Annotated in this window: 12 protein-coding genes; 10 read left to right on the top strand and 2 right to left on the bottom strand. The window is 36.4% G+C overall.

The annotated features are described in order from the left end of the window. Positions 1-22 precede the first annotated feature (22 nt). The 10 genes from CVS84_RS03955 to CVS84_RS03910 all read left to right on the top strand — a co-directional run bounded on the left by CVS84_RS03955 (position 23) and on the right by CVS84_RS03910 (position 9,117). Positions 23-226 carry a flagellar biosynthesis anti-sigma factor FlgM gene (locus CVS84_RS03955; RefSeq protein ID WP_199906103.1) on the top strand — a complete coding sequence of 68 codons (204 nt, stop codon included), beginning with the start codon at positions 23-25 and terminating at the stop codon, positions 224-226. A gap of 13 nt (positions 227-239) precedes the next feature. Continuing rightward, complete coding sequence (flgN, locus tag CVS84_RS03950; RefSeq protein ID WP_021091397.1) at positions 240-671, top strand: flagellar export chaperone FlgN; 432 nt, start codon at positions 240-242, stop codon at positions 669-671. Positions 672-674: 3 nt separating this feature from the next. Continuing rightward, positions 675-2,546 (top strand): flagellar hook-associated protein FlgK, encoded by a 1,872-nt coding sequence (gene flgK, locus CVS84_RS03945; RefSeq protein ID WP_084107861.1) that lies wholly within the window; start codon positions 675-677, stop codon positions 2,544-2,546. Continuing rightward, positions 2,543-3,310, top strand: a complete 768-nt coding sequence (locus tag CVS84_RS03940; RefSeq protein ID WP_107691249.1) for a TIGR02757 family protein — start codon at positions 2,543-2,545, stop codon at positions 3,308-3,310. The genes flgK and CVS84_RS03940 overlap by 4 nt, the downstream gene beginning before the upstream one ends. A gap of 66 nt (positions 3,311-3,376) precedes the next feature. Next, positions 3,377-3,913, top strand: a complete 537-nt coding sequence (locus CVS84_RS03935) for a superoxide dismutase family protein (protein WP_107691248.1) — start codon at positions 3,377-3,379, stop codon at positions 3,911-3,913. Between the two features lie 154 nt (positions 3,914-4,067). Further along, positions 4,068-4,829 carry a TSUP family transporter gene (locus CVS84_RS03930; protein WP_107691247.1) on the top strand — a complete coding sequence of 254 codons (762 nt, stop codon included), beginning with the start codon at positions 4,068-4,070 and terminating at the stop codon, positions 4,827-4,829. A 65-nt stretch (positions 4,830-4,894) separates the two neighbouring features. Beyond that, entirely contained in the window at positions 4,895-5,578 is a 684-nt protein-coding gene (locus tag CVS84_RS03925) for a F0F1 ATP synthase subunit A (RefSeq protein ID WP_054196701.1), read from the top strand. 162 nt (positions 5,579-5,740) lie between these two features. Beyond that, a complete protein-coding gene (gatB, locus tag CVS84_RS03920; protein ID WP_107691246.1) occupies positions 5,741-7,162 on the top strand; it encodes an Asp-tRNA(Asn)/Glu-tRNA(Gln) amidotransferase subunit GatB in 1,422 nt (473 codons plus the stop codon). A 12-nt stretch (positions 7,163-7,174) separates the two neighbouring features. Further along, complete coding sequence (locus tag CVS84_RS03915; protein WP_107691245.1) at positions 7,175-8,065, top strand: NAD(P)H-dependent glycerol-3-phosphate dehydrogenase; 891 nt, start codon at positions 7,175-7,177, stop codon at positions 8,063-8,065. Next, complete coding sequence (locus tag CVS84_RS03910) at positions 8,062-9,117, top strand: glycoside hydrolase family 3 N-terminal domain-containing protein (protein ID WP_107691244.1); 1,056 nt, start codon at positions 8,062-8,064, stop codon at positions 9,115-9,117. The genes CVS84_RS03915 and CVS84_RS03910 overlap by 4 nt, the downstream gene beginning before the upstream one ends. Before the next feature lie 16 nt (positions 9,118-9,133). Here the strand turns inward: CVS84_RS03910 and CVS84_RS03905 are convergent, their stop codons facing one another. Beyond that, the gene (locus CVS84_RS03905; protein WP_107691243.1) at positions 9,134-10,339 is read right to left on the bottom strand and encodes an McrC family protein; all 1,206 of its coding nucleotides are present in this window, start codon (positions 10,337-10,339) and stop codon (positions 9,134-9,136) included. A gap of 16 nt (positions 10,340-10,355) precedes the next feature. After that, positions 10,356-12,041, bottom strand: coding sequence for an McrB family protein (locus CVS84_RS03900; protein WP_107691242.1), 1,686 nt, complete (start codon positions 12,039-12,041; stop codon positions 10,356-10,358). Between the last annotated feature and the right edge of the window lie 30 nt (positions 12,042-12,071).

Raw genomic sequence — 12,071 nt, 5'->3', positions numbered from 1 at the left:
TTTTATTTTAAGAGGTATGAATATGATAAGGCCTTTGAACCAAAGACCAAATTTTCAGGCAAATGCGCTAAATAAAAATAGCGATGCCAAGGTCGAAACTCAGAATAAAGAAGTAAGAACAAACGAAAACGCAAAGCTAAAAGAGATAGCTGATGCCATAGCAAATGGCACTTATCAGGTTGATATCTCAAAAACGGCTAGGGCTGTGGCTGATGCATTACTGTAATTAAGGACTTTAAATGATAAAAAAGCTTTTGGACGAGGCTATAGGCGAGCTTGATGAGCTTATAAATTTAACTATACAAGATATCGCAAATATAAAAGAGGCAAAGCACTCAAGCGTTGATGAGAGTGTAAAGAAAAAAAATGCCTTAGTTCGTGCATTTGAAGATACCAAAAGAGCACTAGATAAAGAGCTTTTAAAGGTATCAAAAGAGAGCGGTACGACTACACTTGCTAGCGTTTTAGACGATGAAGTGAAGTCAAAGCTTGTTCTTATGCGTTCAAAGCTTGAAAATTTACATAAAGTAAATAAAGAATATGCAAGACATGTTGTTGCTGTTAAAGAATTTTTTGACTCACTTAATGAAAAAATTTTTGGTACTAAAGCAAGTGAATACGGCCAAGATGGAAATAGCATAGATAATAATTTTTATAAATCAAGGGTTTAAAAAATGGCTAATATTTTTATGTCATTAGGCACGGGTGTTTCAGGACTAAATGCAGCCCAGCTTCAAATAAGTACAACCGGAAATAATATCGCAAATGCCGATAGCAACTACTATACAAGGCAGCGTGTTGTCCAATCTGCATCTCCAGCGATGAATACAGTCCCTGGCGGAGTTGGCACAGGCACACAAGTAGATACTATAACAAGGCTTCATGATGAGTTTGCCTACTCAAGACTAAAATACTCATCGTCAAATTTAGAAAATACAGCCTATAAACAAAGAATTTTACAAGAAGCTACAAAATATTTTCCTGACCTAAAAGATAATGGAATGGTGAAAGATATTCAGGAGTATTTTTCCGCATGGAATAACTTTGCTTCAAACCCTAATGCAGGTGCTCAAAAAGTAAATTTGATAAATAAAGCAAGTGTATTGACTGCAAGTATTAACCGCTCGTCAAAGATGCTTTATGATATGCATGAAAAGATTGATGAAACGATAAAAATAAATATAAATGAGATAAATTCGCTAGGCAGGCAAATAGCAAATATTAATAAGCAAATCCAAAGAATAGAATCAGGCGCGGACGCTGGTATAAAAATAAATGCAAATGATCTTCGTGATAAACGTGATGAGCTTGAGCTTGCGATGTCAAAGCTGGTAAATACAGCAGTTTATAAAAGTGATCTAAAGAGCAATTCTAGGGTAGATACAGGAATAACAGATCAAGGAAAATACTACAATCTAAATATTGGCGGTGTAAGTATCGTTGATGGTGTAAATTTTCATGAAATTTCTATGAGTTCAACTGAAAGTGGACGATATACAAAAATTTATTATGAAAGAGAAGATGGCAGAAGAATCCCAATGGAAGAAAAGATTACAGGCGGTAAAATCGGAGCTGCACTTGATCTTAGGGGTAGAAACTACGAGCCAGATAATGATAAATTTAGCGATGGAACGATCCAAAAATACATTGATAATTTAAATACATTTAGTAAAACCTTGATAACAAGTACAAATAATATCTATGCCGAATCCGCAGTTGAAATTTCTAACTCAGATCCGATAAGTTATTTAGAAGGCGATAAGACGTTGATGAATCATGATAATAGTATAAGAAACGGAAGTTTTGAAGCTATTGTTTATGATAACAAAGGCAATGTCGTGGCCAGAAAAACTATAAATGTAAATGGTACGACGACGATGAATGATACAAGATATGGCAACTCTATCGTCAAAGACTTTAACTCAAACTCAGATGACAATAAAGACAATAATATGCTAAATGACGTTGATGACTTTTTTGAGGCGTCATATTTTTATGATAAAAATACTAAAAAAGGCACATTTTCTCTCATTCCAAAACAAGCTCAAGGGCTTTATAGCATATCGATAGTCGATCACGGCACAAATTTTCCAGGCGCTGTTGGCATAAATAGATTTTTTTCAGGTACTGACTCAAATAGTATCGGCATAAATCAAAATTTTACCCAAGACCACACAAAGCTTCGTGCCTACTCAAAGCCAGTTATCGGAAATAATGAAGTTGCAAATAAAATGATCCAGCTTCAGTATCAAAAGCAGACCTTTTACTCAAGTGGCATAGCGCTTGATAGAGATGAGACGATCGAGGGATATTACCGCTATCTTACGACTGACATGGCGAGTGATACAGAGGCGAATAATACGATCCACGATACAAATACGTCTTTGCAAAAGACAGCTGAAGAGGAATTTCAATCAACAAGTGGCGTAGATACGAACGAAGAGCTTACAAATTTGATCCGCTTTCAAGCAAGTTACGGCGCAGCGGCAAAGATCATCACGACCGTTGATCAGATGCTTGACACACTTCTTTCACTAAAACAATGAGCGAACTAAAGAGCCTTTTAGACTCGCACGTACTTAGTAAAAATACAAACTCGGGGCTATTTGACGCCCCAGACCCACTCCAAGTCGCCTCTAAATTTAAAGAGCCAAATATAGCGCTCATTTGTGCGTTATTTGCATATGGCAACGCAAAAATGATAGTAAAATTTCTAAATTCGCTTGATTTTAGCTTGCTTTATGAGAGTGAGAAAAATATCAAGAAAAATTTATCAAATTTCAAATACCGCTTTCAAAATGAAAACGACGTAAAAGAAATTTTTATCACTCTCTCACGCCTTAAAAAAGAGGGCGAGATAGAGGAAATTTTACGTCAAGGCCTTGCAAAAAATGGCGAGATGATAGAGGGCGTAAATGAGCTTATCAAATTTATATATAAGCTAAATTCTTACCGCTCGGACGGATATGAGTTTTTCTTTGGTAAGAGTTTTGATAAAGAGCCACAAAGCCCATATAAACGCTATAACATGTATCTTCGCTGGATGGTAAGGGATAGCGACATCGACCTTGGATTATTTAAAAATTTACCAAAAGATAGGCTTTTGATGCCGCTTGATGTTCATACGCATAGAGTTTCTTTAAATTTAGGACTTATAAACAGAAAGAGCTACGATTTCAAAGCAGTCATGGATCTTACAAAAAAACTTAGAGAATTTGACGAGCTAGACCCGATAAAATACGACTTCGCGCTTTATAGAATAGGGCAGAGTAAAGAGTTAGAAACTATCATAAAAAATCTCAAAAAATAAAAATTATTGCTAAATTTTTAAATTTAGGGTAGACTTGCCATACAATTTTATCCATAAGGAGCTTGTATGAAAAAAATCGTTTTACTAAGTGCAGTTCTAGGAACTTTGCTTTTTGCTCACGAAGGTCATCACTTTGATGCAAAAGCTGGAGAGCATCTAGTTATACCTGTTAATGAACTAAGCGAGAAGGGCGATAAGAGTGTCGGCGAAGTAGTAGCTGTTAAGACAAACTACGGCGTTGCATTTTTTCCAAATTTAAAAGGACTTACTGCAGGACTACACGGATTTCACATCCATGAAAATGCTGACTGTGGTGCGACTGAAAAAGGCCTTGGTATGAAAGCAGGCGGTCACTGGGATCCAGCTGGCACAAAGATGCACTCTTTTGCATGGGACGACAAGGGTCACAAAGGCGATTTGCCAGCACTTTACGTAGATACTGAGGGCAATGCGAACTATCCAGTGCTAGCTCCAAAGATAAAGAGTCTTGACGAGCTAAAAGGTCACTCACTAATGGTTCATGTTGGTGGTGATAATCATAGCGACAACCCAAAAGCACTTGGCGGTGGCGGTGCTAGAATGCTTTGTGGCGTTATTAAGTAGTCACTTTAATAAACGAGTCTTTGAGCTAGATCTAAAGGCTCGTTTAAATTTATAAATTTTAAAAATCTCTCATTTTAAATATAAAAATTTTACAAAAAGATAAGTACAAATAAATTACAATCTGCTTTTATTTCAATTATCAAAAGAACAAAAAATGGAATTTGATCTACTTAGCTATGTCGTTTTTTTTGTAGCTGCATTTTTAGGCGGTTTTATCGATTCTATCGCTGGTGGAGGTGGGCTTATAACGCTTCCAGCTATTATGGCGATGGGTGTGCCACCACACCTTGCACTTGGCACAAATAAGCTTCAAGGAGTTTTTGGTAGCTTTACAGCGACTCTAAATTTTACAAAACGGGGATTAATTAATTATAAAGAGTGCTTTGTAGGTATCGTTTTTACTTTCATTGGAGCTATCATCGGAGCGGTGGTTATCCTATTTTTAAATACAAATTTTTTAAAGATAATTATCCCATTTTTACTGATTGCTATTTTTATCTATACACTTTTTATGCCAAAAGTCGGTGAAAATGATAGAGTTGCAAAGATGAATGAAAAGCTATTTTATGTAGTTTTTGGACTAATGCTTGGCTTTTATGATGGTTTTTTTGGTCCAGGAACAGGCTCTTTTTGGACATTTGCGATAGTAGTATTAATTGGGCTAAATTTAAAAAAGGCTGTCGCTCATACAAAACTCTTAAATTTTACTAGCAATATCGTTGCCCTTGGCATTTTTATAGCTGGTGGGCAGATGCTTTGGGCTGTTGGACTTTTGATGGCAGTTGGTCAAATTTTAGGCGCATATTTTGGATCAAATCTTGTCATTAAAAGAGAAGTAAAATTTATTAGAACAATGTTTCTAATGGTAGTTGCAGTGACCATTTGCAAACTGCTTTTTGACTACTTCAAGGCTTAAAATTAAAAATGTTTTAACAATAATTTTGTTACAATCACGCAAAATTCTAAATCCAAGGTAAATTAATGAAAGATTTGTTTCTATTTTCAAATTTCCTAAATAGCTCCCACGCCTTTATCTATGCGTTTCACTTTCTGCTTGTAGCTTTGATTGTTATCATAGTTGCTTATATAGCAAGGAGTAAGATGCAGCTTGTACCAAGAGGTCTTCAAAATATAGTTGAAGCTTATTTAGAGGGTGTTATATCTATGGGAAGAGATACTTTAGGTAGTGAAAAACTAGCAAGGAAATATCTCCCACTTGTTGCAACTATCGGTTTTATCGTATTTTTTTCAAATGTTGTAGGTATTATTCCTGGATTTGAGTCACCAACATCAAGTCTAAATTTAACTCTAGTTTTGGCTTTAGTTGTATTTGTTTATTACAACTTTGAGGGCATTAGAGAAAATGGATTTTTCAAATACTTTGGGCACTTTATGGGGCCGAATAAATTTCTAGCTCCTATTATGTTTCCAGTTGAAGTCATCTCGCATCTTTCACGTGTAGTTTCGCTATCATTTCGTCTTTTTGGTAACATCAAAGGCGATGATTTGTTCTTACTTGCGATGCTTACACTTGCGCCTTGGTTTGCTCCACTTCCAGCTTTTGCGCTTCTAACGCTTATGGCTGTTTTGCAAACATTTATCTTTATGATGCTAACTTACGTTTATCTAGCTGGTGCCGTTGCTATTAGTGAGCACGAGCATTAAAATTTAAAGCCATATTTTTATATGGCTTTTACTTTTTAAAATTCTTTAAATTTCTAAATCACCTTCTTTATTTTCCAGTCAAAACGCTCATTTTTAGATATTTTAAAAGAAAGTATCGCTAAAATATGCCTTAAAAATTTGCATAAATTTAAAGGTAAAAATATGTTTGAAGTCGTTATCGGTTTAGAAGTTCATACTCAGCTTAATACAAAAACTAAAATTTTCTGCTCTTGCTCAACTAGCTTCGGTGACGAGGCAAATACTCACGTTTGCCCAACCTGCCTAGCACTTCCTGGAGCGCTACCTGTGCTAAACAAAGAAGCTGTCAAAAAAGCGATCAGCTTTGGTACGGCGATAAACGCTAAGATAAATAAAAAATCAGTCTTTAATAGAAAAAACTACTTCTATCCGGATCTCCCAAAGGCCTATCAAATTTCACAGTTTGAGATTCCTATCGTAGAAGGTGGCGAGCTAATAATCGACGTAAATGGTACTAAAAAACGCATCGGCGTAACAAGAGCACACCTTGAAGAGGACGCTGGCAAGAACATCCACGAAGAAATCGAGAGTCTGGTTGATCTAAATAGAGCTGGCACGCCGCTTCTTGAGATAGTTAGCGAGCCAGACCTTAGAAGTAGCGACGAGGCGGTGGCTTATCTTAAAAAACTACACTCAATCCTTCGCTTTTTAAATATCAGCGACGCAAATATGCAGGAAGGTAGCTTCCGCTGCGACGCAAACGTCTCTATCCGTCCAAAAGGCGATACCAAGCTTTATACAAGAGTTGAGATAAAAAATCTAAACTCATTTAAATTTATCCAAAAAGCGATCGATTACGAGGTGGAGCGCCAAAGTGCAGCTTGGGAAGATGGCAAATACGACCAAGAAGTCTATCAAGAGACAAGGCTGTTTGACACGACAAATTTAGTGACAAGATCTATGCGTGGCAAAGAGGATAGTGCGGAGTATAGATACTTCCCTGATCCTGACTTGCTGCCAGTTGAGATCCCAGAAGATATGTATAACGAAGCGATAAAAATTCCAGAGCTTGCCGAGCAAAAGGTCGCAAGATATGTTAGTGAGCTAGGCGTAAAAGAGAGTGATGCACTAAATTTAACTCAAAGCGTTGAGATGGCTAGATATTTTGAAGAGCTGATCGCTGCTGGAATTCAACCAAAGCTCGCTACTACGTGGCTCATAGTCGAGCTTCTTGGTCGCTTAAATAACGGCGTAACGATCGAGACAAGCCCAGTTGGCAGCACCAAGATGATAAATTTACTAAAACGCATAGAAGATGGAACGATAAGTGGCAAGGCTGCAAAAGAGGTGCTTGACTACCTTATGGAAAATGACGCGGACGTCGATAGTGTCATCGAAAAGCTTGGCTTAAAACAAGTGAGCGACGACTCAGCGATTATTGCGATCATAGATCAAATTTTGGCTGCAAATACTGACAAAGTCGAAGAGTATAAAAACGGCAAAGATAAGATGTTTGGCTTCTTTGTCGGTCAGGTGATGAAAGAGGGCAAGGGTGCCTTTAATCCAGGCAAGGTCAATGAGCTTTTAAAGGCCAAAATAGGCTAAAAAAGGGCTAAAATGAGCATAGCAGTTATTGGAGCTGGCAAGTGGGGCAGTGCGCTATTTCACGCATTTAGTGAAAATAACGAGTGCGTCATCAGCTCAAGAACGCCAAGAGAGATTTCAAATTTTGTAAGCTTGGATGAAGCTTTGGAATGCGAATATCTAGTCTGCACGATCCCAACTCAAGCTACAAATTTATGGCTAAAGCAAAACTACAAAAACAAAGGCCAAAAGATCTTAGTCGCTAGCAAGGGCATAGACACGGCAAATCTTAAATTTTTAAATGAAATTTATGAAGACTTTGTTGATAGAGAAAATTTGGCCTTTCTCTCAGGACCGACCTTTGCAAAAGAGATCATGCAGAAGCTTCCTTGTGCTTTGGTGGTAAATTCTAAAAATGAAAATTTAGCTTTAAAATTTGCCTCATTTTTTCCAAGCTATATGAAAGCCTATACCTCAGATGATGTGATTGGAGCTGAAGTGTGTGGGGCGTATAAAAACGTGATCGCCATAGCTGGGGGTATCTGTGACGGACTTGGTCTTGGTAACAATGCAAGAGCAAGCCTTATTTCACGAGGGCTTGTTGAGATGGCTAGATTTGGCAAATTTTTTGGTGCAAAAGATGATACATTTATGGGGCTAAGCGGTGCAGGTGATCTTTTTTTGACTGCCTCATCGATACTTTCGCGCAACTACCGCGTAGGTCTTGGTATCGCAAGGCACGAGAGATTAGAAAAAATTTTAAATGAGCTTGGCGAAGTGGCTGAGGGCGTCGATACTGCAAGGGCTATTAGCAAGATCGCCAAAGAAAAGGGTATATATGTGCCTATCGCTAGCGAGGTTGAAAATATGCTAAATGGCAAAGACGTTTTTGAGAGTGTAAAATCACTTTTAGGAAGAAGATGAAAGCATTAAAATTTATACTTTTTGTGGCCATTTTTGCTTTGGGGCTTAATGGCGCAGAAGTGAGCCTAAGAGCCAAAGTCTCGCAAATGATAATGGTTGGCTTTAACGGAGCTAGTACAAAAGACGCTGCGTTTCGCGCGATGTTAAGTGACGCTGGATATGAGAGATTTGGCGGTGTGATGCTACTTGGCAGAAACATCACCAACAAAGTCCAGCTAAAATCTAGCATAAAAGCAATCAAAGAAAAAAGTCCTAAAATTTTTATCGCTATTGACGAAGAGGGCGGCAATGTAAGCCGCATGAAGGATAAGAGCTTTGACGGCCCATATCCTAGCGCATACGAGGTCGCAAGTACGCTTGATATCAAAAGTGCATACGATCTCTACTTAAAAATGGCTATAAATTTAAAGGAGTGCGGCATAAATTTAAATTTCGCCCCAGTGGTCGATCTGCACGATGAAAGCTCTCCGATTATCGCTGCAAAGCAAAGGGCGTTTAGCGAGTATGCAAGCAAGGTGGTGATCTATGCTGATGCTTTTATGGACGCATTTAAAGAGCAGAGCATCCTAACGACGCTTAAACACTTCCCAGGGCACGGCAGCTCAAAAGAGGACTCACATAAAAATAAGAGCGAGGTCACGTTAAGCAAAGATGCGCTACTGCCATACAAAGACGCGATAAGCACAGGTAGAGCGCAGATCATCATGATTGGACACCTTTTTGTAAAGGGCATCGACGAGGACAATCCAGCCACACTTTCTAAAAAAATAATAACCGATCTCTTGCGAAATGAGCTTAAATTTAATGGCGTGGTTATCAGCGATGATATACTGATGAAAGGCGTTGGCGACGAAGCTTTAGCGCAAAAAGTGGTGAAATTTATAAACGCTGGTGGCGACATCTTACTTTTTAGCGAGTTTAAGATAAATAACCAAAGAACAGCCGATCTAGTCACTCAGATCATAATCGATGCTGTAAATGAGAAAAAGATCAGCAAAGAGCGAATCGACGCTTCATACAAGAGGATAATGGCTCTAAAAGCGAAGCTTTAAATTTGGCTTTTATAAATTAGGCCAGTAAATTTGCGTTATTTTCGTCTTTTTCAAGATCAAAGTATAAAATTTCAAGTTGCATATCTTTTTCATATTCAAATTTCATAGAATCTTGTTCTATGCCGTCTATCTTTGGGTAAATGAGATAAAGCTCGCCACAATTATATTTTTTACCATAAACATATAGCTGATATAGGTCAGCTTGTGAAATATCGTCTTTTGATTTGACGATCTTCCATTTTGTGTCGGCTATATAATTTTGGTTTTTATATTTTAAAAATATATCTGGTTTTAACCCGAAGTCTCTTCTTGGTTCTTCAATAAGATATTTTCCTTTATGCTGCAATATAGCACTCGAAAGCTTTTTCTTTATAAAATTTCCGACATAGCTTTCAAAAAGCGTATTTATATCAAACAGCAAAGCAAAAGCCACATCGTTACCTCTATATGGACTAAACGACTTATTTTGTAAAAATATCTTACTCCATAAAAGCGCTTGCTCATAGTGTTTTGTTTGGCGATTTAGTTTTAAGCGGTTAAAGTCCGCGTTTATATCGGAGCTAGATGAAATTTCATCAAAAATAAATAAGTATTCCCTAATAAGTCGTTGATTTTTGCTTGATTTTGAGCGCTTGTATAAAAACTCGAGTGCGCTTTTTATGAGACGATTTTCGGCCATATCTATGGAAAACTCTTGATAGCAAATGTAAAACCTCTCTTTATGGATGATATTTTTACGTATTTGCTCCGATATTTTTAGCTTTCCTTTTAAAAATTTTAGATTATCTTCCAGTTCCACATAGTCACTTTTTATGCCTATTTTTATGAGTTTTGATACTTCATCTAGGAACATCAATATAAAAATTTCAAGAAGTGGTAGATTCAAACTTTTTAAATTCGCAATGTTTATATTTTTAAATGGATGATTTTTTAAAGTTTTTAACATTCTTAGTAAAATTCTTTTAGAATTTTCTACCGCTTCTTTATTGTTGCCATTGTCGTTATCGTGGATCTTTGGAAGTATTTCAAGGCTATCGCCGCTTTTTGTCTGGATAATACCGACGTAGTTTTGAGCTTGTAAAAAATCGCCCTTTTTGTCTCTACCGGGCCTTAAAAATTCTACTGCGGCAAAATTTTCTCTAGTAAATGCATCTACGGCTTTAAATAGGTCTTGGTTATCTTCCGGGCGAAATTTTTCAAACTCTATTAAGTATTTGGTCATTGCTTTGCGTTTCGTTTTATTCGTAAATTTTTATATAGTTTTCTGGTTCTTTAAAGGCTTCAAATTTTATCTCATATAAAATTTTATCAGTTTCGTATTCTTTGCCATCCAGCACAAGCAATTTTCTATCTTTCCCTTTTTCTTTTATAAACCCATTATCTCCTAGTACTAGCCTTATCTTTTCCCAATCGTCGTAAAAATACTCTTGCAGTAACGGTAAAATTTTATTTTTAAAGATCGAAGCTAATTCTGATATATCCGCACTATCTTTTAGCGACATAAAATAAGCATGCCCTATCGTGTGGTCTCTGTCATAAAGATATTCTATACGCTCGTTTATCGTTTTAAGCATTTCATTGAGCTTTATGTCGGTGTCATCTCCGTTTTTAATGATCTTAATATCTTTTAGAAGTTCCGGTTGTGGCATCATCTCTACAAACTCAAACCTTCTTCTAAGTGCCGTATCCATAAGGGCTATGCTGCGATCTGACGTATTCATCGTGCCTATTATGTATAAATTTGACGGCACTCCAAATTTCTCTTTTGAATATGGCAGCTTCACCATTATCTCGTCATCTGCACCGAGCCTTTTTGACGGCTCTATTAGAGTTATAAGCTCACCAAAAATTTTGGATATATTTCCGCGGTTGATCTCGTCGATAAAGATGGCATATTTTGGTGTGCTGTCATTAAAAAAATTTTGTCGCTCATCTTTTGGTAAATCGCAAAAATCACTAAGCTTGCCTTTGTATCCACTAAGAAGCAGGGCATTTTCGCAGCACTGATAAAAAATTCCTTTTGATATCTCATAAGTTATATCGCCATCTTCGTTTTCGCTATCAAATACAGGCTTTATGCCCTCAACAAATTCCTCATATCCATAGCTTTGGTGAAATGTTATAAATTTTATTTGCCCACTTCGTATATATCCATCAAATTTCTTTTTTAGATCATTTCTGTTTTCGCTTATATCAACTTTTCTTTCTTCTATTATCTCGATAGCTTTTGTCACTGTACTGTATGTCTTTCCAGTTCCTGGAGGACCATATAATATTTGATTAAGTGGATAAGTTGATTTTTTGTCATCATCGGTCATTTCATATCCTTTGCTATCACTATTATTTTGTCTGTTGTGTTCTATGTTTTTATAAAATTTGTCATATGTCAGCTGATATACGTTTGTTAGTGCATTAAGTAAGCTTGTGTAGTCAAGAGTTGTAAAAGTATCTACACTCTCTATAGCAAAAAATATATTTTTTTCAAATTCAAATTCAAATTTATCAAGCTTAAAACCATCAACATGTATCTTTTTGCATTCTGACTCTAGAAAGTTATATATTTCATCTTTCAGTTTTTCTTCTGTATCGCTTAGTTTTGTATCAATTAGTCCTATGGATATATAAAAATTACTTGGTTTTGCTAAAACGGCAAAATAAATAACTAAATGAGATTCGTTTTTAAAGGGCTTATATCTATTCCATATATATTTTGAAATATTTCCGCTATTTTGCCACTTCCCATGATCTACGGTTTCAAAGCCATTAAATATATTATTAGAAAAAATTTTTAAATTTTCACAAAAATTACTTAATTTGCGGCGTGTTGTTTCGTCGTTTTTGCGATAAGTTATATCTTGAGCGTATCTATTTGTAAAATACTTAAACCCATCTAAAATTTTATTTTTTAAATCATCGTTTATCATATTTCTCTCCTGTAGTTTTTGATTACTCCC

Source organism: Campylobacter concisus (assembly GCF_003048575.1).
GTDB lineage: Bacteria > Campylobacterota > Campylobacteria > Campylobacterales > Campylobacteraceae > Campylobacter_A > Campylobacter_A concisus_U.
Note: the sequence above shows the minus strand (reverse complement) of the source record. Positions and strands in the feature narration are given on the sequence as shown.

Bases quoted from the DNA above. Each gene is read 5' to 3' on its own strand.
- CVS84_RS03955 (WP_199906103.1), top strand. From the start codon at position 23: ATGATAAGGCCTTTGAACCAAAGACCAAATTTTCAGGCAAATGCGCTA.
- flgN (WP_021091397.1), top strand. From the start codon at position 240: ATGATAAAAAAGCTTTTGGACGAGGCTATAGGCGAGCTTGATGAGCTT.
- flgK (WP_084107861.1), top strand. From the start codon at position 675: ATGGCTAATATTTTTATGTCATTAGGCACGGGTGTTTCAGGACTAAAT.
- CVS84_RS03940 (WP_107691249.1), top strand. From the start codon at position 2,543: ATGAGCGAACTAAAGAGCCTTTTAGACTCGCACGTACTTAGTAAAAAT.
- CVS84_RS03935 (WP_107691248.1), top strand. From the start codon at position 3,377: ATGAAAAAAATCGTTTTACTAAGTGCAGTTCTAGGAACTTTGCTTTTT.
- CVS84_RS03930 (WP_107691247.1), top strand. From the start codon at position 4,068: ATGGAATTTGATCTACTTAGCTATGTCGTTTTTTTTGTAGCTGCATTT.
- CVS84_RS03925 (WP_054196701.1), top strand. From the start codon at position 4,895: ATGAAAGATTTGTTTCTATTTTCAAATTTCCTAAATAGCTCCCACGCC.
- gatB (WP_107691246.1), top strand. From the start codon at position 5,741: ATGTTTGAAGTCGTTATCGGTTTAGAAGTTCATACTCAGCTTAATACA.
- CVS84_RS03915 (WP_107691245.1), top strand. From the start codon at position 7,175: ATGAGCATAGCAGTTATTGGAGCTGGCAAGTGGGGCAGTGCGCTATTT.
- CVS84_RS03910 (WP_107691244.1), top strand. From the start codon at position 8,062: ATGAAAGCATTAAAATTTATACTTTTTGTGGCCATTTTTGCTTTGGGG.
- CVS84_RS03905 (WP_107691243.1), bottom strand. From the start codon at position 10,339: ATGACCAAATACTTAATAGAGTTTGAAAAATTTCGCCCGGAAGATAAC.
- CVS84_RS03900 (WP_107691242.1), bottom strand. From the start codon at position 12,041: ATGATAAACGATGATTTAAAAAATAAAATTTTAGATGGGTTTAAGTAT.